The organism is Roseobacter fucihabitans, from assembly GCF_014337925.2.
GTDB classification, from domain to species: Bacteria; Pseudomonadota; Alphaproteobacteria; order Rhodobacterales; family Rhodobacteraceae; genus Roseobacter; species Roseobacter fucihabitans.
This window is the reverse complement of sequence record NZ_CP143426.1, coordinates 1-23,661: the sequence shown is the minus strand read 5'-3', so window position 1 is coordinate 23,661 and position 23,661 is coordinate 1. Positions and strand designations below refer to the sequence as shown.

The window sequence follows — 23,661 nt, the reverse complement described above, 5'->3', positions numbered from 1 at the left end:
AGAGACCGGAACGCAACCGCGACAAGACCAGATCGGTTATAGGGATAGGCCACACGCGAAAGCCAAGAACCAGTTTTCCCTAGTGCGCGCGACCGCTTCGATACACAGTCGCAATTAAGACGCCGCGTCACGTAACCCAGAGGAGCAGTCATGAACGAGATATTCAACGCATTGGATATTGGTATGACGGAAGCAGACTGGTTAATGCGGCTCATCTTTGCGCTGGTGGCGGGTGGCATCCTTGGGCTCGACCGTGAAGTCAGACGACGACGGGTTGGTGTGCGCACCTATATGATGGTGTCGCTCGGCTCTGCTATTTTTACGATCACTGCGATTGAAATGTCGCGTAGCATGGGAACCGCAGAACTGGCAGCCGACCCAACGCGTGTTATTCAAGGGCTTATTGGTGGACTTGGTTTCTTGGGTGCGGGCGCGATCATACAAGGCGACAAAAATGTCGGCGGCATGGCGACAGCAGCAAGCCTTTGGGTCGCTGGCGCGCTTGGACTTGCGTCCGGTGTTGGTTTGGGACTGTTTGCAGTCATTTGTGCGATACTCGCGGCAAGCTTGCTCGCGGCAAGTAGGTTTATGGAGCACCGCGGGGCAGACGACCGACCGGATGCTGACTGACTACTAAACCGGGACAAGTTAACCCCAGAGCAGGGCAGGTTGGCACATTCCACTATGTCGGGTTCGTTCGACCGTCACCTGCGTTGTCTTTCCATCAAAACCACCGGATGACCTTCGATGACGCGCGGTCATGCATCGCGCTGGCGGAACCATGCGGGTCGCAATGGGTTGGATACGCAACGTCCCATAAAAGGTGCCTCACATGACACATATATCGACAACCAACCCCGCAACCGAAGAAACAATCGCAACCTATGATGTCATGACGTCAGACGTTGCTTTCGACAAAATCGAAAAATGTCATGAGGCGTTTCTTGAGTGGCGAACCAAAAGCCATGCCGACCGTGCACCCTATCTGCGCAAGATCGCCGCAGCGCTGCGCGACAATGCGGATGCCTTTGCGACCTTGATGACAGAAGAAACCGGCAAGCTGCTGCGTGACGGTCAGACCGAAGTCAAACTTTGCGCACAGATATTTGAATATACAGCTGAACATGGTCCAGAAATTCTGGCCGATGAGGATCGCAAACACAGCGGTGGCGAAAAGCGTGGTATGATCACCTACGCGCCGATCGGTGTCATTTACAGCATCCAACCATGGAATTTTCCGGTCTACCAACCAGTGCGCGTGCTCGCGTCAAATCTGATGGCTGGCAATGGTGTAATCCTCAAGCATGCCTCAATCTGTACAGGCAGTGGCCTCATGCTGCGCGACGTTTGTATGAAAGCCGGGCTGCCAGAAGGATTGTTCGACGTTGTCATTGTGGATCACGATACGTCTGACGCAATGATCGAAAACAAGCTTGTGCGTGGCGTCACCATGACCGGCAGTGATGGCGGCGGGCGGCATATTGGTCAGGTCGCCACGAAAAACCTGAAGAAGTCCGTTCTAGAGCTGGGATCGAATGACGCCTATCTGGTGCTCGAAGACGCAGACATTGAACTGGCTGTGAAAACTTGCGTCCAAGGCCGATTGTATAACAACAGTGAAACATGCGTGTCAGCCAAACGCTTCGTCGTGACAGAAGCGGTCTATGACGCATTCACCAGCGCCTTTGTCGAACAGATGAAGGCCATTCGCCTGGGTGACCCGACAGCCGAAGACACCCAGCTTGGCCCGCTGTCCAGCGCTGAGCAGTTTGATACAATATCTGAACAAGTCAGCAAAAGCGTCGAAGGTGGCGCAGAGGTGCTGTGTGGCGGTTCCGCACCGGACCGCACCGGTTACTATTATCCAGCAACCGTGCTCGCAAATTGCCAACCGGGTACACCAGCCTATGACGACGAAATCTTCGGTCCAGTCGCCGCAATCATCAAGGCAAAAGACGACGCGGACGCAATGCGCATCGCAAACGATAGTCGGTACGGACTAGGCGGCGGTATCTTTAGCAAGGACGAAGACAAAGCACTGCAGCTGGCCCGAGACCACTTTGATACCGGCATGGTCCGTATCAATTCGTTTGGGGCTGCTGATCCGAACATGCCGTTCGGTGGCGTGAAAGATTCCGGCTTTGGGCGCGAACACGGCGGCTTTGGCATGAAGGAATTTGTCAATACCAAAGCGATCTACCTGCCCTAAGAGGTCAAGTTTGCCAGTCGCAAGAACGATAGCTGGAAACGAATACTTACTGACCACAACACAAAGGACATGACTATGAAAATCCTCGTCGCCGGAGCCACTGGGAACACCGGAACACGTCTTATGAACGAACTCGTCGCACGGGGGCACGATACGGTTGCTTTTGGTGCGCGAAAGCTCTGACACCAGTCAACTGCCAGTACAGTCTGAACAGCGGATGGGCGATCTAGCTGATTTGCAAGACGGGGTCTGTGATGGGTGCGATGTCGTTATCTTTGCAGCTGGATCTGGCGGCGATACGAGCGCTGAAATGACTGATAAAATTGACCGTGATGGGGCGATAGACTTAGTGGATCAAGCGGCAAAAGCGGGTGTGTCACGGTTCGTCATGCTAAGCAGTGTGGGCGCGGAAAATCCCGATCCCGACACGGACATGGGACATTATCTGCAGGCTAAACATGACGCAGACGAACATGTGAAAAACTCTGGCATGACATATGCCATTCTGCGTCCTGTCGCACTGACGGATGACAATGGCGATGGGGACATGGTTTTTGGTGACAAAGTTGACCCGAAAGCTAAAGCAGCCCGCGGTGATGTAGCTAAGGCCTTGGCCGATGCCGCCATCAGTGCCGAATGGGCGGGCAAAACGATGCTTATGCAATCGGTCTAGCTACACATGTGTCATTTGCATGGCCAAACGTCTGTGACGACCTATGAATTTACCCCAACAACAAAGGACTTAGAGCCATGAAAGCCGCTATTTTCCGTGACTACGACACCGAAATCGAAATCGCTGACATTGATGCTCCTACACTGAGTGACGATTCAGTCCTCATCAACGTGCATGCTGCAAGCATCAACCCAATCGACTACATCCTGCAATCAGGCGCGATGAAAGATAACATCCCGTTGGAATTCCCCCATGTCATGGGCTTTGACGTAGCGGGTGAAATTACTGAGATCGGTAAAGATGTGACTGGCTTTGACGTTGGCGATGCGGTCTATGCCCGTGCCAACCAGCAAGATGCAGGCGCCATCGCGCAAGTCGCGCGGGTAAAAGCAAGTGAGTTGGCGCTGAAACCCAGTAACATTAGTCACGCAGAAGCTGCATCGGTTCCGTTGGCGGGCCTCACGGCTTGGCAGGCGCTTATTGCCAAAGCGCAGATGAAAGAAGGCGATAAGGTTCTGATCCATGCTGGATCGGGCGGTGTCGGCACCTTGGCAATTCAGATCGCGAAACATTTCGGCGCACATGTCGCGACCACATGCAGCGCGCGCAACGTTGATCTTGTTCGTAAGCTTGGGGCAGATGTCGTGATAGACTACAAAAAGCAAACCTTTGAAAACGAATTGTCAGACTATGATATCGTGTTTGATATGGTAGGGGGCGAAACGCTCAACCGGTCGTTCAAAGTTCTCAAAAAAGGCGGCACGCTGGTGTCAATCAAAGGGCAAGATACCGATAATCTTGCGCCGGACCACGACGTGCGGTTCGAGTGGTTCTTTATGGAACCCGACGGTGCGATGTTGGCTGACCTTGGCAAGTTGATCGAAAATGGTCACGTCAAAACCGTGATTGATAGCACCTACAAGATGGAGGATGTAGTCGCCGCGTACGAGTCCCTGAAAGACGGTCACGCAGTCGGAAAAATCGTCGTCACCATTCCATAGTAGTGTGCAACCCAACATAGATACCGGAAGGCCGCGCCCCTTAAAGGCTGGGCTTTTCACGGAGCAGTCATTGCATAGAGCATAACTAGCTGTTGCAAACGGGAATCTGTTTGGCACTTATAAACAATCGAGATATCTAAAAAAAGCGAACACCTGTTTAGGTTACACCATTGTTAACGTCTAAGATCTACATGGCAGACATTATATGGTTACAAAATTTAACATAATGCACCTTATGCGAATTTGATCAAGTGGTAAAAATACTGCCACCCTTCAACAGACTACCTTCCCTGCTGACTCAAAGCTGCCGTTGGTTCTGTTGAGAGCTAGGTCGGCTCTGCGGACTTGGACGAAGCCGCTGCCGCGGCAATGGCGATTGTTGCGGGTGTTGTGCGCTGACTTTAGCCGTGTGGATTTTGAGATTTAACGAACCTGTCTGACGATTGAGGCTTCTCAATCAACGGACAGGAGTTCCCCATGACACATGAGAAGATGACCCCGCTTCGGGAGCGGATGATGGAAGACATGCGCATCCACGGGATGGGCGACAAGGCTCAGAAGGCGCACATTCGGGCGATCAAACACTTTTCTGGTTTTCTTGGGCGCTCGCCCGATACCGCCACGCCAGATGATCTTCGGGCGTATCAGTTGCATATGACCGATACGGAAGTGACACCGCCCACATTCAACGCGCGGATCATGGCGCTGCGGTTCCTGTTCGGTACAACCTGCAACCGTGAAGACATGAAGAAGTACATGCAGTTCCGCACGCAGCCACGCAGGCTGCCAACAGTGCTGAGTATCGAAGATGTTTCGGAGCTTCTTGCTGCGGCACCCGGCCCGGGTCTGAAGTATCGGGCGGCGCTAAGTATTTCCTATGGTGCGGGTCTGCGGGCATCTGAGGTTTGCAATCTCAAGGTCAGCGATATCGATAGTGACCGGATGTTAATCCATGTCGATGAAGGCAAGGGGCGCAAGGACCGCAAGGTCATGCTGTCACCCGATCTCTTGGACTTGTTGCGTGACTATTGGTGCGAAGCGCGCCCCGAGGGATGGCTCTTTCCGGGCAAGCCGAAGATCAATCCGGTCACGTCGAGGCAATTGGGTCGGGCGTTCAACTCGGCCAAACATCTGGTTGGTATTTCAAAGCCAGCCACGCTGCATACCTTGCGGCACAGCTTTGCCACCCATCTTATGGAGGCTGGAACGGATGTGCGGGTGATTCAGGTCTTACTGGGTCACGCCAAGCTGAGCACGACAGCGCGTTATACCCATGTTGCGACTAAAACAATCCGGGATACGCCCAGCCCGTTTGAAGCTCTCAAAAGGCTGAACGTACAGACCCGCAAGCGCAGACGGGAATAACCGAGGCCGGGTGCCCCGGCCAGAACTGGAGATTGCGGATATTTTCCGAAAGTTTGGTCCTGCGTGGCGGCAGGTCAATAAGGGCCATGTCAACCTGTCCCAGCTCAAAGTGATGTCCTCAATCGAAGCCTGCCGAACTGAGGCGCTCGGCGGGCATGTGGCGGCCTGTACCAAATGCAACCACATGCACATTGCGTACAATAGCTGCAAGAACCGGCACTGTCCCAAGTGCCAGAGTCCGGCCGCGCGCGACTGGATGGAAGCGCGCGCCGAGGATCTGCTGCCCGTGGAATATTTCCATGTCGTCTTCACGTTGCCTGCGCAGATCGCTCGTATCGCCTACTGGAACAAGAAGGCCGTCTATGGCCTACTGTTCAAAGCGTCTGCGCAAACGGTGATGACAATTGCAGCCGATCCCAAACGGCTCGGCGCGCGGGTTGGCATGACCAGCGTCCTTCATACGTGGGGGTCGGCACTTACGCACCATCCCCATGTCCACATGATTGTCCCAGGCGGCGGTCTGTCGTCAGATGGCAAGAGATGGATCGCTTGCAAGCCGGGGTTCTTTCTACATGTGCGGGTGTTGTCACGACTGTTCCGGCGGCTGTTTATCGAAGGGCTGCTTGCCCTGCACCGCGCAGGTGAACTGTCCTTCTTCGGCGATCTGAACGGGCTGTCGGACCCACAGGCCTTCGCCGCATATCTCGCCCCACTGCGCAAAACCAAATGGGTGGTCTATGCCAAACCGCCATTCGGCGGGCCCGAAGCCGTGCTCGCCTATCTCAGCCGCTACACGCACCGCATCGCCATCTCAAACAGCCGTTTGATCAGTGCCGATGCCAACACCGTTGCGTTCCGATGGAAAGATTATCGCTTCAAATCTGGTGACGGGCGATCCGTCATGCACCTTTCCACATCAGAGTTCATCCGCCGCTTTCTGATCCATGTGCTACCGGACCGGTTCCACCGCATCCGCCATTATGGCCTGCTCGCCAGTTCGACCCGTAAGGCTAACATCGCAAAAGCTCGGACCTTACTTGGCGCACAAACCGCCAAACAGGATGACCCACCAGTCGCCGAGGTCATCCCGCTCACACTGCGAGACCCATGCCCCGGCTGCGGCGGGAAAATGCGCATCATCGAGACCTTCCGGCGGGGCCAAAGACCACAATCCCGCGCACCACCCAGAAAGGCCGCAGCATGACGGGGCGCACGTCATCAATCAAAGACCATTCCCCGAACTGCATCGCGTTTTGGGCTGGTATCGGCTTGGGTGAAGGAAAATTGATGGCGTCCAATGCGCCCAAACTGGTGCCAAGCCACTCCGAAAAAGACGCTCAAGGGCACCAATCCATGAGAAATGATGCCAAGCAATTCCATCTCGCAGCATCCTCGGCTGAACCTGATTGGCGCTTCCCCCATAGCGCGCGCCCAGACCCCACGGCTTCCTCCTAGTCATGTTTCCCAACGCGGGCCACACTCACACTAAGCCGAAAAGTCGCGCACAGGCCCGCATCGAAAAACCTTAAACGAAGCGGCCATTGGGCATTTGCAACGCAAGGTCTGCTTTCGTGTAGAACGGTAATTATTAGTTGTGAATTGAGCCATGAGACGCAAAAACGCTCTTAATGAAAATCCCGCGACTTTGGGATGACCCGCACGTTACGTGGGTGGCCCTGGGTGCCATTCGGAATTGCCCTCTTTACTTCGTCTGCGCGGGCAAGTGGTGGCTCCATCGCGTCATTTGATAACCGCATAAGTGCATCGCTCCGGTCTGTTAAATGATGAGCAACGACATGAATAACATCATCCGAGCGTTGCATAGTGCCGCGTACATCAATGATCCGCGACTGCATGATCACTTTACGAAACGCTTCCATCACCTTTGGCCAGACGACAAGGTTAGCGACGCCTGTTTCATCCTCAATCGTGATAAAACACACGCCTTTGGCGCTACCGGGGCGTTGGCGGATGAGGACGACCCCAGCCAATTTTACGGTTTGACCGTTGCGCATATCGTTTAGTGATACGGTTGTGGCATAGCCTTGTTTTGCCATGCTGGTGCGTAGAAATGACATTGGATGCGCTTTGAGGGATAGGCGCGTCGTTTGGTAATCGGCGACTACATGTTCGCACATGGGCATCTTGGGCAAATCAAACTGGACCTCATACCCTTCATCCTGACTTTTTTGGAACAGGGGCAGGTCTGGTGCATCGCGCAATGCCCGCGCGTCCCATAGCGCCTGACGCCGGTCCAATTGCATTGACCGCACGGCATCGGCCGCCGCCAGTTTACGCATTGTTCCCGCATCAAGCCGCGCCCGCTGTTTCAAATCAACCAGATCAGAGAATGGGTTTTGTCGCGCATCTATGATCCGTTGTGCCATGTCTTGACGCACACCATCGACTTGCCGCAATCCAAGCCGCACAGCAAAAACGCCACGTTCTATAGGTTCCAATGTGCTGTCCCAATCGCTGTAATTCACATCTGGCCCGCGCACGATAATGTTGTGTTCGCGCGCGTCACGTACAATCTGGGCCGGGGCGTAAAACCCCATTGGTTGCGCATTCAGCAAGGCGGCACAGAATACATCCGGATAATGGCATTTGATCCAGCTTGAGACGTACACCAGATGCGCAAAACTCGCCGCGTGACTTTCGGGAAATCCATAATCACCAAAGCCTTTAATCTGGTGAAAACAACGATTGGCGAATTCAGGATCATAGCCACGCTTGATCATGCGTCCGACCATCTTTTCCTCAAGCAGTCCAATCGTGCCGCGTGACCGGAATGTGGCCATGGCTTTGCGCAGTTGGTTGGCCTCATCAGGGGAAAACTCTGCCGCGACCATGGCGACTTTCATCGCCTGTTCTTGAAAAATCGGCACGCCTTTGGTGCGTTTGAGGACTTTGCGTAATTCATCAGGGTCGTGGGGCGGTGCTGGCGACGGATAGCCTTCAGCCTCTTTCCCGCTGCGTCGGCGCAGATAGGGATGCACCATATCTCCTTGGATCGGACCGGGGCGGACGATGGCGACTTGAATCACCAAATCATAGAATTCGCGTGGTTTCAGGCGCGGCAACATGTTCATTTGTGCGCGGCTTTCGACCTGAAACACACCCAGACTGTCGCCCTTGCACAGCATGTCATAGGTGGCGTTGTCACCCTCTTCGATATTCGCAAGCGTCAGTTTTCGTCCGTAATACGCTTCGACCATATCGAACGCTTTACGGATACAAGTTAGCATGCCAAGTGCCAGCACATCGACCTTGAGGATGCGCAATTCGGCGATATCGTCTTTGTCCCATTCGATAAAACTGCGTTCAGGCATTGCACCGTTTCCAATAGGCACAGTCTGCGTCAGCGGGTTTTCGGTCAAGATAAAGCCCCCGACATGCTGGCCCAAGTGGCGTGGCATACCGATCATTTGATCAGCGATCTTGATCGTACGCGCCATCAGTGAATCTTTCAGGTCAATACCAGCTTCTTTCGCTTCGCGTGCACCGACTTCACGACCCCATGACCCCCAGATCGTTTTGGACAAGGCGGTCGTGATGTCCTCAGACAGCCCCATGACTTTGCCGACCTCGCGCACAGCCATGCGGGGACGATAGTGGATGACAGTGGCGCAAAGGGCCGCGCGGTCACGCCCGTATTTGTCATAGATATGCTGGATCACCTCTTCGCGGCGTTCATGTTCAAAATCGACGTCGATATCGGGCGGTTCTTTGCGTTCCTCGGAAATGAACCGTTCAAACAGCAGATCATTGGTGGCCGGATCAACCGCGGTAATGCCTAAAACGTAACAAACAGCAGAGTTCGCAGCAGACCCCCGCCCTTGGCACAGGATCGGCGGCTTACAATCATGGCGGGCGAAATCCACGACGTTCTGGATCGTTAGAAAATACTGGGCGAGGTCCATTTTCCCAATCAGAGCCAGTTCCTTGCGCAACACCTTGGTAACACCATCAGGAATGCCATCCGGATAACGCCATGCAGCGCCTTTCCATGTCTGTTGTTCCAAATATGCTTGTGGGGTGTACCCCTGCGGCACAGTTTCTCGCGGGTATTCATATGAGAGTTCGCGCAGATCAAAATCGCACGCATCTGCGACCGCCCGTGTTGCGCGGATCGCATGGGGCCATTGCGCAAATAGCGTCTTCATCTGTGCAGGTGATTTTAGGTGCCGTTCGGCATTTGCTTCTAGCAAAAAACCCGCCTTTTGGATCGTCGTCTTATGTAGGATACAGGTCATCACATCCTGTAAGGGGCGTCGTTCCGGGGCATGATAATGCACGTCATTCGTTGCCAAAATAGACAACCCATGCGCCTTAGCCAAACCGTCAAGACGGTTAATGCGGGCGCGGTCATCGCCGCGGTAGAGGTGGTTAGCGGCGATATGCCTTAGGGTGGGTAATGCGCGTGTCAGGCGGCGCAGGCCCGCGCAGAAATGATCAAGGTCCAGACCGGGCAAAACGATCAACTGCACATCTGCACTATACTGTGCCAGATCATCCAACGTGATGTCACAGGCCCCTTTGATCTGCCATGATCCGTCGGTCGCCTCCATTTTACCCTTGGATAACAACGTGCACAGCCGCCCATAGGCGGCGCGGTTGCGGGGGTAGGCAAGAAATGCCTCACCCGTGACCAATTGCAAACGGCACCCAATGACCGGATGTACGCAAGCTTTATGCGCCTCGGCATGCAAACGGACCACACCTGCCATTGTGTTCAGATCAGCGCAGCCAAGCTTATCATAGCCAAGATTGTTTGCGGTTGTGGCCAAATCCACAGCATCAGATGCCCCGCGCAGAAAGGAAAAACAGGTACTGACACCCAGTTCAACAAAATCGCTGGGGAGGTTGGGTGTGAAGCCATCATCCTCAATCGTGCGCCTTGGGTGCCGGTTATCCATTTCGGGCATTACGCAAACATCCCGTGCACAAACCAGCGCGGATCACCGCCACGCCCGTCTTCGTGCAGGCCTTCGCGATATAGCCACAAACGCCGCCCTGCCTGATCCTCGACCTTGAAATAATCGCGCAAGCGCGTGCCGGGGCGGTCGTGCCACCATTCAGGGGCAATGCGTTCCGGTCCTGAATAGCGGGCCACACGGTGCGTTTGTCTACGCCAAACAAACTGTGCGGGCGGGCCTTCGGGGACGGCATAAAGCACACCGATTTCTTCGGGTTGATCCAGCAGGCGGATGGGGCGTTCTTTCGTCGTGACCGCAGCCGTTTGTGTATGTCCCGCAAGTGCGGCAATGCGGACCTCGGCCCGTTCCGGCACATGACTTTCACGCAAGACAGGGCATGACACAGCACGCGCACCAAACTTTGCCGTCAGCCGGTCCACCAACAACGTGAGATGCAAATCATCGTCTACCCCACCATCCAAGTGGGTCTGAGCAACCTGCACCTGTTCCACATCACTGGCAGTTAATGTGATCAGGTCAAACCCAAAGCCGGGATTGATCCGCTCCACCTTATCGCGAAACAGACTATGCAGATGCACAGGGTCGCGCGTGATGGCAGACGTCGCCACATCGACATGACTGACATCGCCATCCGTGCGATATACAGTGAGGTGCAGACGCCGACATCCCATGCCCGCCTGTTCTAAAGCGTCGCATAATTTCTCGCAGAGTTCGGGCAAATAAGGCGTCGGATCAAAGATCGGTTCGGCCAAACGGCTTTGCACTGAAAATTGTGGTTTGGTATCAACGCTGGCAACAGGTTCGGCCAGTTTGCCCAAGGCCTGATCCAACCGCATCAGCGGGTTGGCAGTCAGCGTCGCTTTCACAAACCGACGCGTCAGCGACAGACGCGGCACATCCATCACCGCACCAATGGTTTTGAGCCCCAAACGCTGCAAAAGTAGCAAAGTATCACCGTCCAACCGTAGCCCTGAAACAGGCAACGCCCCCAGCTTTATCGCCGTTTCATCCGCCGCACATATCGGCCGCACAGGACCGAAACGCGCTAATGCCCATGCAGCCCCCCATGTCGGGGCCATGGCCATGCGCGATGTGAGGCCAAGCAAAGACAATTGCGTTTCCATCTCGACCAACATCGCCGCCTCTCCACCGAACAGATGTGCCGATCCTGTCGTATCTAAAATCAAACCGTTATCACCGTCACGCACTGTCCAAGGGCACCAGCGCCGCGCCCAAAGCACAAGGCGGTCCAGCGCAGCCCTGTCACCAGACTGGTCGGCATATTCAATCTGTAATTCAGGGCAAATCGCCTTCATATCGACAACGCGCGATCCAGTCGCAATGCGCAAATGCCGTGCCGTACGATTGGCCGCATGGATCACTGGCCCGTGCTGTCCCTCGCGCGCCAAGACTAATGGTATATCATCCGATAGCGCGCTGCCCTGACGTTCCATGATCCGCTCCCACCGTTCCATCGCGAAGTGGGGCAACGTGATCGAGACGATCCGCCTGTCGGTCATATGCCACCGTCCATTTCCCCGGTTGCGACCCCCGCGACCGGAACAGATCGAGCGACCAACGCGGATTTCCCGGTGCCTCCGCGTCGTATGGATTCGGCGCAGACGGCAGACTGGCGATCCGCCAACGGTCGCGGGCCGCACTCAGGTTTGGGGTGGCGGCATGACGGATCAACCAGCATGGCACATTTGCAGCCTCTGACCGCATCGCCAGTCTTTTGGTTGCCGTAAAATCGAGGGCGGCTGGGTCGCCCCACACTTCGCCAATAACTGCAGCGAGTGCACGACAGCGAAGCCCGTCTTCCAACGCCCACAGCACATCTGCGGCACGCGAAAGATCGACCGTGATAATGGGGCGTATTATCCCAATACTCGCCAGATAAGGCTGCCCCGTTTCCTTGCGCGAAAGTCGATCCTGCACCCAAAGAATCGGTGCACTTGAGCGGGTTAGCCGTGACAAAACATACCCAATCGCAGCAGCATCTTTGGTGGCATCGGGGAAAATTTCCGATGCTGTGTGTTTGATTGTGGCATGTTGATGTGCCTGACCAAACCCACGTTTTTGAATGCGTACAGACTGCATACACGACATAATGATTCCCAAATGTTCACCATATGTTCTACTTTAGTAAACTAAGCAGGTCAAATTCTGAAACAGTTTCGCACAAACATAAGCAGTCATTCGATCATGACGCAGCATCTGTGAGTCTGGGCTCAGACTAAGCATTCGCTGCATAATGCACGAACGGCTGGTTTCACTAACGTATGGTCCTGACCCCTGCCGGAGCAGCAGCCCTTATTGTACGATTTTTTGTAAGGTGCGGCAGCTACTTGCCAAGCAGTCAAAGACATCCTGCCCATATGACATGAGAAGGTCATCGTGTTAAAAAACATCATACAAGAAACACATCGAGGTAGCCGCGTCATTGGGGGGTGTTGTTTAAGCTGCGCTTACTTCGCATTGCCATGTTGAAACCATTTAGGCTTTACGCCGCAAACGTAAGACACGGCTATAAACAAAAACAAGATCGTCGTAACTACGCCCAGCCAGTGCGACCAACCCGCAATCCATATAGGCAATGCCACTGTTGGAAGCCCGATGACCAAGCCACCAAGGCGATCTGCTACTCTACTATTGTTCATTCTCGGTCACCTCTTTCAAGTCAAATTCTGCAAGGCGCTCACGTTCCATTTGTTTGCCCCACTGCTTCATTTCGTCTGCATCGATAAATCCATACGACATGGCCCAAAGATCAGCCTGCTCTTTGAGAAGAAGTTCCGAGTCTGGGTCAGACATGCTCACCTTCTCCCCAACCTGCCAAGCCTCGCAAGCTGAGCCAGCATTTGCGATCCAGTCCCGGTCGATGGATTGCCCCCCGTCGGTGTCACATTGGCCATTCCCGGCCGTTGTGGCATTTGCTGCGCACCAAAGAACTGGCGGGCTCTTAGTGCTGCATATTCAGCCCCACTTGCGCCACCAACCAGATAGCGATTGTAAGCTTGTTGATTTCCCATGGCCGCCCGCATGAATCCATAGCTTCCACTCAGGCTGCCCGACAGCGCAGGCATCATGATATTCCCTGAGATCGCCCGTACGATGAATGGCGTTGCGACGATAAATCCTTTGGCCATCAGAACCATCATAAAAAACGGGATGAGTGCACCGATGTTTGTTGCCCCTTCGGGATCGCCAAGCTCCCCGATCAATGCGGAGGCAACTCCTGTGATCGTTGCAAATACGCCCGCCACGACAATTGGATAAATGGCAAAGGAGATCAGCGCGGAGAGCCAACGCGTAAAATAGTCTTTGGTGATGTCAAACAGCGTCAAAAAGATCATGATCGGTGCGATGCCAATAAGAAGGGCAATCATCAGACGCGACGCGACCAGTATGAAGGCAGCCAGTCCACCAATGCGAACGTTTTCTGCGTCAGCTATAGCCGCGCCGGCATTGATCCGGGAAGTCCGCGACATGTGAGTTCCTGCACCGTGCGGCGAAAGATCAATTTGAGGTCCGGCGTGGGTGACCAGTTTGAACGGCTGCTCTGGTGAAACCCGCTGCACCGCAAAAAGCGCGCCGCTGCAATTGCGAAAAAATGCTACGTCAGCAACATGCCCAAACGTCAATGTCGGGAAAGTCTAAGGTTTGTGGCTGCTGTCAGCGCGAGCTGCAGCGGCGACAAATCCGACAAGGAGGAAAGCGCGGGCGGGTTTCGTTACTATGGGGATTGTGCGTTACGGCTGCAGCGTTTGATGCGCAGAGCGAGCGGGATTTTGACGACGGGCGGCGTTTGCCGGTTTATTTACCCAGCATGACTTTGCCATTTGGTGCCCCATGATGTCGCCGCAGGCGTGATGTGGCATCGGATTTTTTGAGAGGGCCGCACTGACTGGTCCGACGTCTGCGCAAGGCAAGGTCGGATTTTCTAGTTGTATCATGCGGCGTCCTTCCATGGCGGGGCGCGGCATTTGGGTGTTTGGCCGCGCAGGAAGATCTCAACAATGATCATCGCACCACCGCATTTGGGGCAAGGCTGCTGCACGGGCGGATCGTCGGGTTCAGAGTTTGTGGCCGCGTCCGGCATTTGAGTGCGTTCTGGTTCGGCATCAAGCAAACACCTGATCTTTGCGATCCTGTCTCGGCGTATAACGCCACCGGTCGTTTGCATCATTGGCGGGCACCACGCCCTAACGGCCGCGTGTTGTGCCTCGGTAAGGGTCGCGAATGGCTCGGCGAAGAGCTTGTCACAAAAGGCGACGATCTCTCTCTTGCTCATGGAGGCCAATGTTACCGCCTCCTGCGCGAGGCCGAGCTCTTCGCCAAGGATTTTAAGCAGCCACGCCTTTTTGAAGCGATTGAACAGCGCCGCGTTTGGCGTCCAGTGGGCGCGGATGTCCGGCATGACCTCGATCTCGAAGTCGTGCATCAGGCTATCGCTCTGAACGCTGCGGGAAAAACACGATTGCGTCGTGCTGGCCGTGGCATAGGCGACCAGTTTGGCCTTCTCGCCCGCATCAAGGGCGCGGAATGATGCAAACTGATCTGCCGGAGACTTCGCCTCATCCGCCCAAGACAGATCGAGCGCGTCATGCGCCTCGGCCACCTGTTCCAGCGATGTGCCATCGATCTCATCCATCTTGGCGTGGCTGCGGTATTCTTTTCGGGCTTCGACCTTGATGCCATGGGTTGCACTCATGCCGCCAAGCACGTCCGTGACCAGCTTGAACAAGGTCAGATCAAGCGTGGCCTCCGGATGCAGCGTCATCGCCGCCCCGAGGGCCATTGCCCGCTCTGTCTTGAGGTCTTGGGTCAGTGAGGCGGGATAGACGATTGCGTCCGTGCCCTGCCCTTCTGCGTCACCAGACGTGCCGCCGGCACTGGTCGTTTGAGATGTCGCCTCAGGCTTGTCCTCTGGCCGCACCAGGCCGACATGCAGCGTAATCTTGCCGTTTGACCAAGATGCGATGACGCCACCCTGCGCAAGGTCTTCGGCACTATATGCCTCCTGCAGATCCCGCGCCTCTTCTTCGAGCGCATCTACGCGATCGTAGAGGGCTTTGTAGGCATCCGTCTCGAGGTTTTCGTCCTCCATCTCAAGTTGCAGTTTCTCGAGTTCCTCCGTGATCGCATCCACGCGCTTTTGACCAGCGGCATCAGGCTCGACCGGACCGGGATAGACGCGACCATATTCTGCCATCGTTGCATAATCGTAGCGCACCAACGCCTCGGCCCACGCCAACCCCATTTGGGCCCGTGCCTCTTCGGCGGCGGCGGTGAGTTTTTCGACCATGATCGTTTCGACCAGTGCGATGTCTTCTAACACCGAATGCTCCTCGAGGAGGTCGGCAGCGATAGGACCACCTCGCGCCTCATAGTCCTCACGCACGAAGACCCCGATATCGTCGCTCACCTGCACACCGCGGGTCTTGAGTGCCTGACGCACTGTATAGGCCTGCACATAGCTGTCGCCATCTTTCGTCAGCGCCTCGAACACCTCTACCTGCACAGCCTGACTGGGATGATCCGCAAAAGCCTTCATCGTATCGAGCGTAATCGTCTTGGCTCGGGCGGCTGCCCGGATGTCGGGATGGATGAGGCCATAGCGCAGACGCCCTTTGACGGCGGCAATTGTCGTCCCGAAGGTCTTGGCAATGGTGTCTGGCGATTGTCCATCAACCTCCATCATGCGCGCGAAGGCTTCAAACTCGTCGATAGCGTTCATCGGGGCTTGGGTGATGTTTTCGGCCAACGATAGGGCCGTGGTCACATCGCAGTTGTCTGGCACCAAGCGGCATTCGATCTTGGTTTTGTTGGTGAAGCCTTTGGCGGTCTTGTCAGCGACCAATTCGTTTAGGGCAGCGCGACGTCGACCACCTGCCAAGACGCCGAACTTGCCGTCGATGTTCTGAACCAATAACGGCTGAATAATGCCGAGCACGCCAATGCTGGCTTTGAGGTGAGCAATATTCTCTGAGGCGTATTCCTCCGGTGATTTGCTGCGCACATTGGCTGGGTGGGCGACAAGATCGCCGATGGCAACGGAGACTGATTTGAGAGCATGTGTCATGTGATATCCTTTTGAGATGTTTGCGCCGCCCCGAACATTCGAAAGCGGCCTGACCAATCCCCGGATTTGAGGATCACATGACAAAAGGCCCGCTTTCCCTTTGTAGAGGTCAGCGGGCCTTCAGATAGTGCTTCATTTGCGAGGTTAAGCCCCCTGCTCTACCAGTCAGATGCCATCATGATGGTGAGCACGCGCATGGTGGTTCCGGGATTGTCAGGGGTTTCAGCACCGTAGCGGAAATCGCTATCCGCCTCATAAAGATCGATCTTCCAAAAGACCTTTTGCCCCCTGATATCGACGGCCCCGAAGTCGTGGCATCCGTCAGGATCATTCTCGGGTTCAAAGGTGTCGAACTCACCTGTTGCTTTGACCGCCTCAGCCATGAAGCCATCCTCGGCTTCAGCAAGAGACCGTGTGACATGCATACGGCCTGCAATGGGCTGATCTGGTGCAATGCCAAGGCAGGCAAGTTTGCGGAAGGCATCATTCTGAGCAGCGATTGCTGTGATGTCGGGGCCTTCGGTTTGAGGGCGTGCGGAAGTGGTCATGGGCTTGTCCTTTCGAGGAAATTAAAAACACAAAACCAAAAGCTTGCTTTTACTTTTTGAGAGCCGCCGCCAGGGACAGCACCAGACCTCTCAGGCTGCCTGATCGGTGGCCCCTGCCCTGCCCGCCTCTGAGCGTGCGATCAGGTAATCGCAGGCCTTCTGAGCATCGGCCGCATGTTTGAAAATCGCAGATTTGTCCGAGCGCAGCACACGCAACCAGTGATACTGGTCTTGTCGCGGTTGCGTTCCGGTCTCTCAACTCATTTAGGCAGCCTTTCGTTCGAAGGCCAAGGGGCTTTTGCCACCTAATGACGAGTGCCGCCGTCGTGGATTGTAGAACCCATTGATATACTGGAAAATCGCCCCTTCGGCTTTACGCCTGGTTTCCCAGCGGTTGCGCCAAATCAGCTCTGCCCTGAGTGATTTGAAGAACGTTTCAACCATGGAATTGTCGTAGCAGTTTCCCTTACCGCTCATCGAAACTTGGAAGCCGTGTTTAGACAGCCGTTTCTGATAGTCGCCTGAACAATATTGCGACCCGCGATCCGTATGATGCATGCAGCCCTTCGGCGGTTGCCGCAGTGCCACAGCCATATCCAATGCTCGGATCGCCAGATCCCGCTTCATACGATTGCTAACCGCCCAACCGATGACACGACGGGAATACAAATCAAGGATCACTGCCAGATACAACCAGCCCTCACTGGTCCAGATGTAGGAAATGTCATCGGCCCACTTTTGGTTTGGACCATCTGCAAAGAAGTCCTGGCCCAGCAAGTTAGGGGCGATGTTAAACGCATGATTGCTGTCGGTCGTAACCTTGTATTTCTGGGTCCTGATGATTTTGATGCTATTCTCCCGCATTAAGCGGCCCACGCGCCGGTGCCCAACTTGCAGACCCAGTTCTTGCAGTTCTTCGGTCATGCGAGGCCCGCCATAGCTTTGCAGGCTTAAGCGGTGCTGTTCGCGGATATGCGCCAGGATCACCATATCGTCGCGCTGTCGCTGGCTCATCGGGCGGCTTCGCCACGCGCGAAATCCTCGCGACGTAACCTGCATGACGCGGCAAAGAAATTCGACAGGCCATTCTTCTTTCCAGGCGTCGATAAAGGCGAACCTCACCGACTTTGGCCTGCAAAGAAGATTGCCGCTTTTTTTAACACTTCCCTCTCCTCGCGAAGCAACCGAACTTCCTTGCGAAGGCGTTCGTTCTCTTTCTCGACATCCTCGTGAGGACCCGACATCAGGTTGTCATGCTGATGCTTTTGAACCCACTTGTTCAACGTCGAAAGCCCAACTCCTAAATCCGCTGCCGCTTGCGGTCGTGTCAGCCCACTGGTCGTTGCGATGCGTACTGCATCAAGACGAAACTCGTCTGTGTATCTCGGTGCCATTCTCTATCTCCTTCATAGCAAACATTGCTCGAAAGAGACCGGAACTAAAACGTGGCAAGACCATACAAATACGACGCGTTCAGCTCTAGCGTATGCGCTGTGAACCCAAGCTCCTGCCCCAGAAAGCAGGACGTCAACTCGGCCACGATCTCTTCGCGGGAATAAGCCGTGTTGCCAAACCGGCTGAGACCATAGTCTCGGTTCAGGCGATGGGGCGCCTTCGTGGCATGGGCAAGCTCGTGCGCCCAGACCCCGTAAAAGTTCAGCGGGTTCTTGAAGCGCTCAATGCTTGGCATGAAAACCTTATCGACGGGCGGATTGTAGCGTGCCTCGGTCCCACCAAAGATCGTCGTAATATCGATGGCATCAAAGAACGCCTGCATATGCGGGATAGGCTCGGATTGCGCATGATCGGGGACAGAACAGGCATCCGGGTGGAAAGCAACCGGCAAGCCCTCGATTTGATCTGCATTGAACACACGATATGACTTCTGGAACCGAAACACGCGGGCTTCATCGGCATTGCCATCGTTAGCATCCTGATCATCATCCGACTGCGTTCGGCTCTGGCCATAATAAACAACAACAGACGAGCGTTCGCCCTTCCGTATCTTAGCTCCAAGAGTATTCGCCTGCGGCACGGTCATCCAGAACGGAGAGGTATATCCTGCCATCACCGTGCGCATGGTGAGCAGGAAGTTATTCACGCCCTGATAGGGCTCGCTGTTGTGGCGCAAGGGACGCGCGCTGCCGCCAGCGGTCCACGGTTTGCGCCAAGGAAGACACCCCTTTCGATGATGCGGATAAGTTCATTGGTGATGGCTTCGGATGCGTCGAATTTGGACGTGCGGGAACTTGCCATGACTGGCCTCCTTTCGGTTGAGGTTGATTGGGAAGGTTGGGTTAGGTCGCGCGATCTGCGCGCGGATCGTTGACGATACGAGCGCCAAGGCGTTCGGCAGCGTCGAGATATGTCAGAAGCGATATACGGCTTGAGGCCGTCCAAGGTTCTGAATCGATCCGGCCGTCCATTGTGACCTTCGGCAGGTTTGCCAAGGCGATGATGTCACGGACGGGGCGGCAGTCGATCAGAGGCGTTCCAAGCCGGACGGCCAAGCTGGCGAGCGGGAAGCGTTCAACGGGGGCATAGAGCGAGACTGTTGTCAGCCCGAGGTGAAGAATGGTCCCTCCCCCAACACAACTGACATAGGCGTTGGGGTTGTTGAGAGCCGCACGGAGATATCCAATATCGCGGCTGATTGTTTGGCGTTCCAGCCGACGCGCCTCATCATGGTCACCAGTTCTTCTTAGCTCTCGATGTCGCCATCAAGATCGCGCCTCTGCGCGCAGCACGCGCAATGCTTCTGTTTGCATGGGAACTTCCTTGTCAGGACAGACAGGACGGAAACCGACCCGGACCCGTCAGGAACACTCTACAAGGGTTCCATCAGACAGTCCCAAAACAAGAAGGAAACTTTTACTTTAGGATAACACTAGGCTGCATCTGTAATGGCGGACTGCAAAACAACTCAAAACACGAACGAACTGTTTTTCAGGGAACTATTGTGAGAAATAGTACGCATGTTTCAACTAACACATTGATAATTATATATTTTAATTGAAAAGCGCGTTTTGGCTACCATCCTAGAGTGTTGAATTAGGCTCAATGGCGATTGAGGTAGGCAATGGGCCTAAATGGTGCGCGTAATGTGTCGGCAAAGCTTCGTGGTAGATTGTATATAGACCAGTGGGTCCTGCCCCATCTCTTCTGAGCGCAATAAAATCTGTGCAGCTATCGACCGTAAGACTTGGCACCTCATGCTATCTTTGTGTGGGCGGCCGTTCATCAAAGCCGACGATGCGGCTTAGAAAATTGTCCGCGGACAATTTTGAAATCAAACCGCATATTTTTGCGCCGAAGCCAAACGCCGGATGAGTCTTTCTGGGCTAAAATCTGCGCTCTTTGATCCGGTGGTTATTGATCTAAAATACGCACCAACTGCTTTGATTTTGTCATGGAACTGCATGATGGCCCAAACAGTTGCCGCTGCTCTTAACGCACCCAGTCGCTCATGAGCTGCCTCGTAGCTTTGAGGGCTGATCCCTATCATCGGCGCCAGCGTTCGTGCATGAGCGACGACATCATGAACAGTTTCCATTCTTCTCAGCGAAAACTCGGCTGCCTCCGGACATGCGGATAGCAATTCTGGTATTGTGATTGGAGCATCTGAAGGCACAGGAGTGGTTTGTTTTTTTTGTGAGATGTTCTCTTTATCAATATGTTCTTTATTTGACTTATGATGGTGCCGGACATTTTGACCGTCACTGGCGGTCAATGTAGTCGCTAAACTTGAAGTTTGATCATCTGGTGACTCTGCATCAACTTCTTTGATTGGCAGGGCTGAGAGAATTTTCTCACAGTCTTCCAGTGATAATTTCCGACGGAGGACACGAAAGACGTTCAGAGCCATCGCATCGTTTGGCTTTTCGATCAGGCTTGCATTGGCTGCCGCGCGGATTTTGGCACGAAGATAGTCAATTTGCTCTCGTTCTTTCATGACCTCAGCCGCCATTGAAGCAATCTCATGCAGACGATCGAAAAGCGGTGAGAGGTCAAAGCCAAAGCGAAGGGCTTGGCCGGCGTGGCTGTTGTGTTTTGTGAACCGTTTCCGATTGGGGCTGTCACGGCGAACGAGCAGGCCAATTTCTTGAAGCGTCGCTGCGTGGCGTCTGATTGTTCTGTCTGAGATGCCATTGCGCCGGAACGTGAGCGTTGAGTTTGATGCAAACACGGTGTGGTGGTTGCGCTTTGGAGCGAGGCACGAAAGCATCGCGTCCAATGTTGAAATCACCGATGCACTGAGACCGAGTCGCGGGGCCGCGTTTCGGAGCGTTGCGATAACGATGTGGCGTTCTGGAATGGAATTGTCCGCGGACAATATTTCACTGGTCCGCAGCCCAGTGGGTGCAGTTGCTTGTGTAAATGCCATGTTTTTTCACGACAACCTGATATGAAAGGCTCCGATATCTCAAAAAATTAGAAAAAGGCCGCAAATCTTCAGCAACCGAATCGGTTGTTGTTGACTGGCGCGGAGAAGCTGGTAAATCTGAAAGTGCAAAGAACAGATTGGGCTCTCCTAGGGAAACCTTGGGGGGCTCTTTCTTTTTTGGGTTGTTGGTCGTGCTCCTTTTTTAAGTTTTACTGCTCGGTCGACATCAGTCAGGCTTTTGCTCTGACTGCCACGCCTCATAGAGGCGCGTAAGCTCAGCTTCTGCGTTGTTACGCATCCACTGGGCAAATTCTGGGGCATCAGACTTCGACAGCTTGAATGTCAAAGCACGGGCCGTTTCTTTTACTTCAGCCAAAGCCGTCCCATCACCAAGTTTGATGGAGAGGGTAGGGGGTGCAGCTGGTTTGTTAGTGGCCTTAGATTTTAGCGCTTGAGTAATGGCGTCACTGACCATGCCAAAGCGGTCGTCGGAGCTTTTTGCAACATTAAACTGAAGCGTTGCGGTGACCTGTTCAAGATCGACGCTATCTCTGCGCGACTGGTCTGCCAGCTCTTCCCAACGCCTCCGTCCAATGCCATGAGCGGATCCAATTTGCTCAATGACTGACTTTGGAATAGACCGTGCAACTTTGGTCATGCGGGATAGCATTGGCTTGTCCACAGCGAGGGCATCCAGAATGATTGCTTGCTCGTAGCCGCTTGTAGCCAGCTCGGTGGCGAAAAGCGCTTTTTCAATGAAGCTGGGATCTAAGCGTTGAGTGTTCTCTTGTCCCTGGGCAAGAATTGCCTCTTCATCAGAAAGAGACCTGACAAGTGCTTTTGCGGGGATGCCGAGCGATCGTAAGGCCCGCAATCTGCGGCGACCATAAACGATTTTGTAGTGTCCGGGTTTGTCCGCGATGGGGCGCACCATAATTGGTACTTGTTGGCCGTGTGCCTTAATGCTCTCAGCTAGCGTCACAACATCAGCATCGGTGAAAGAGAGACGGTCCTTGGGGCCGTTCTCTTCAATGACATCAACGGAGATTTCTCTTACCGCGTTGCTCGCGACATCCTTCAAAGTGGATTTGACGCCGCTCATTGCGCCGGTATTCGGGAACCGCGCCTTTTGTTCTCCGGCTGGTGCCGCAGTGCCGGCCGCATCGGGTGGGGGAGGGGGCTGGAATAGGTTTCTACGGGCCATTAGTCAGTTTCCCTTCCCCAAGCTTGCTGGATCGTCTTTTCGAACTCATCCGCGACGCCATTAACAGACTCTAATATGCGTGTTAGTGTCTTCTTTACGACTTGTGAGGGATCCAGCTCATAGATGGTTTGCTGTGTCATCCCAGCGTCTGAGATCGCTGTGGATTTGAGCATCGGGGTGGTCAACACTTGATCCAAGAGAATAGACCTCAAGAAACCCGCCATTTGTGACTGTGGTACGTCGGTTGGTTCATATCGAGCGATCAAGAACTTAAGGAAATTCCAGTCGATGGGCCCTGCCGCCTCCTCGAGAGTTTGGACAGTTTCTCCAGCCATTTCAAGGAACTGCGCCATTGATGCAACATCCAACATGCTGGGAACAACCGTGATTAGAAGGCCGGTAGACGCCAACAAAGCGGTCATTGTTGTGAAGCCAAGTTGAGGCGGGCAATCGATGATGACGAGATCGTAGTCTGCTTCGACCTCGTCGAGAGCGATCGCAAGGCGTTGTGTGAATGGCGGGTCGATCTTGTGCTGAAGCGCATACGCTGTTTCGGTCTCGTACTCCGATAGCAAGAGACCTGCCGGAGCGAGGTCAAGGTTGTGAAAATATGTCTTTCGGATGACTTGGCTTAGCGGCACAGGGTCTTCGTATTTTAGCGCGTCATAAACGGTGCCGCTTTCAGTAAACTCGATCTCAGGACGGTACCCGAACATCGTGGTCAAGCTCGCCTGTGGGTCCATGTCGATCGCAAGTACCCGATAGCCTCGCAACGCATAGCGTTGAGCCAAGTGGATGGCGCTGGTTGTCTTGCTGGATCCGCCTTTGAAGTTCACTATAGAAATAACCTGAAGGGCATCGTTCTCGCGCCGTCCGGGAAGGTATGTTTGGCCATTCCGACCGGTCTTTGCCATCACATGGCGGATTTGGTCAATCTCTTGGGCGGTATAGAGCCTGCGACCTCTGGAATCCGTCTCTACATCAGGGAAATCACCTTCCTGATGCCGCGTTCGAAGGTTCGACATACTGATGCCGGTGAGTTCCGATACTTCCGCAGGATGAAACTTACGTAGCGCTTTTCTACTATCGGGCTGGAAGCTATTGCGCATATGGTTGTTAAGCGCTTCCGACAGACGGGCAGCGTTTGACGCAATAGATGCAGCGATAGAACTGGTTTGCGTGATATTTCCGTCTGAATTCATGCTGCCCTCACGACCTCTTAGTGGGTCATCTGTGTTTCGTCGCTAAACAG

General features: G+C 54.4%; 14 protein-coding genes and 5 pseudogenes. 6 read left to right on the top strand and 13 right to left on the bottom strand.

Features of this window, described 5'->3' with window-relative positions:
- Window positions 1-150 precede the first annotated feature (150 nt).
- The 6 genes and pseudogenes from ROLI_RS23175 (at window position 151) to ROLI_RS23150 (ending at window position 6,452) form a co-directional block, all read left to right on the top strand.
- On the top strand, window positions 151-630 hold the full coding sequence (locus ROLI_RS23175) for an MgtC/SapB family protein (protein ID WP_187432357.1): 480 nt from the start codon (window positions 151-153) through the stop codon (window positions 628-630).
- Between the two features lie 202 nt (window positions 631-832).
- Window positions 833-2,209 carry an NAD-dependent succinate-semialdehyde dehydrogenase gene (locus tag ROLI_RS23170; protein ID WP_187432358.1) on the top strand — a complete coding sequence of 459 codons (1,377 nt, stop codon included), beginning with the start codon at window positions 833-835 and terminating at the stop codon, window positions 2,207-2,209.
- Between the two features lie 75 nt (window positions 2,210-2,284).
- Window positions 2,285-2,882, top strand: a pseudogene (locus ROLI_RS23165) (SDR family oxidoreductase).
- Window positions 2,883-2,959: 77 nt separating this feature from the next.
- The gene (locus ROLI_RS23160) at window positions 2,960-3,883 is read left to right on the top strand and encodes an NADP-dependent oxidoreductase (RefSeq protein WP_187432359.1); all 924 of its coding nucleotides are present in this window, start codon (window positions 2,960-2,962) and stop codon (window positions 3,881-3,883) included.
- Between the two features lie 477 nt (window positions 3,884-4,360).
- A complete protein-coding gene (locus ROLI_RS23155; RefSeq protein WP_187431423.1) occupies window positions 4,361-5,248 on the top strand; it encodes a site-specific integrase in 888 nt (295 codons plus the stop codon).
- A gap of 10 nt (window positions 5,249-5,258) precedes the next feature.
- Window positions 5,259-6,452 (top strand): IS91 family transposase, encoded by a 1,194-nt coding sequence (locus ROLI_RS23150; protein ID WP_187431424.1) that lies wholly within the window; start codon window positions 5,259-5,261, stop codon window positions 6,450-6,452.
- 14 nt (window positions 6,453-6,466) lie between these two features.
- On the opposite strand, the gene ROLI_RS23145 is transcribed toward ROLI_RS23150, so the two are convergent.
- The 13 genes and pseudogenes from ROLI_RS23145 to repA form a co-directional block, all read right to left on the bottom strand.
- Window positions 6,467-6,628, bottom strand: coding sequence for a hypothetical protein (locus ROLI_RS23145; RefSeq protein ID WP_187431425.1), 162 nt, complete (start codon window positions 6,626-6,628; stop codon window positions 6,467-6,469).
- Window positions 6,629-6,873: 245 nt separating this feature from the next.
- Window positions 6,874-10,176, bottom strand: a complete 3,303-nt coding sequence (locus tag ROLI_RS23140) for an error-prone DNA polymerase (protein ID WP_187432283.1) — start codon at window positions 10,174-10,176, stop codon at window positions 6,874-6,876.
- Window positions 10,176-11,642, bottom strand: a complete 1,467-nt coding sequence (locus ROLI_RS23135; RefSeq protein ID WP_187432287.1) for a DNA polymerase Y family protein — start codon at window positions 11,640-11,642, stop codon at window positions 10,176-10,178. The genes ROLI_RS23140 and ROLI_RS23135 overlap by 1 nt, the downstream gene beginning before the upstream one ends.
- Window positions 11,643-12,837: 1,195 nt before the next feature.
- Entirely contained in the window at window positions 12,838-13,002 is a 165-nt protein-coding gene (locus tag ROLI_RS23130; RefSeq protein ID WP_187432284.1) for a hypothetical protein, read from the bottom strand.
- Between the two features lie 2 nt (window positions 13,003-13,004).
- Window positions 13,005-13,619 (bottom strand): annotated as a pseudogene (locus ROLI_RS23125) (type IV secretion system protein); the annotation flags it as partial.
- A 740-nt stretch (window positions 13,620-14,359) separates the two neighbouring features.
- Window positions 14,360-16,273: pseudogene (locus tag ROLI_RS23120) on the bottom strand (ParB/RepB/Spo0J family partition protein); the annotation flags it as partial.
- A 158-nt stretch (window positions 16,274-16,431) separates the two neighbouring features.
- Window positions 16,432-16,821 (bottom strand): DUF3768 domain-containing protein, encoded by a 390-nt coding sequence (locus ROLI_RS23115; protein WP_187432285.1) that lies wholly within the window; start codon window positions 16,819-16,821, stop codon window positions 16,432-16,434.
- 90 nt (window positions 16,822-16,911) lie between these two features.
- Window positions 16,912-17,046 (bottom strand): annotated as a pseudogene (locus tag ROLI_RS23110) (antirestriction protein); the annotation flags it as partial.
- Between the two features lie 39 nt (window positions 17,047-17,085).
- Window positions 17,086-18,215 (bottom strand): IS3 family transposase gene (locus ROLI_RS23105; RefSeq protein ID WP_338469255.1). Its coding sequence is split into 2 segments (ribosomal slippage): window positions 17,086-17,969 and window positions 17,969-18,215, totalling 1,131 coding nucleotides; the frame shifts between segments, so codons are not numbered across the junction.
- 62 nt (window positions 18,216-18,277) lie between these two features.
- Window positions 18,278-19,077, bottom strand: a pseudogene (locus tag ROLI_RS23100) (ArdC family protein); the annotation flags it as partial.
- Window positions 19,078-20,110: 1,033 nt separating this feature from the next.
- Entirely contained in the window at window positions 20,111-21,205 is a 1,095-nt protein-coding gene (gene repC, locus ROLI_RS23095; RefSeq protein ID WP_187431451.1) for a plasmid replication protein RepC, read from the bottom strand.
- Between the two features lie 226 nt (window positions 21,206-21,431).
- Complete coding sequence (repB, locus tag ROLI_RS23090) at window positions 21,432-22,409, bottom strand: plasmid partitioning protein RepB (protein WP_187431450.1); 978 nt, start codon at window positions 22,407-22,409, stop codon at window positions 21,432-21,434.
- Window positions 22,409-23,611 (bottom strand): plasmid partitioning protein RepA, encoded by a 1,203-nt coding sequence (repA, locus tag ROLI_RS23085; protein WP_187431449.1) that lies wholly within the window; start codon window positions 23,609-23,611, stop codon window positions 22,409-22,411. The genes repB and repA overlap by 1 nt, the downstream gene beginning before the upstream one ends.
- Window positions 23,612-23,661: the final 50 nt, after the last annotated feature.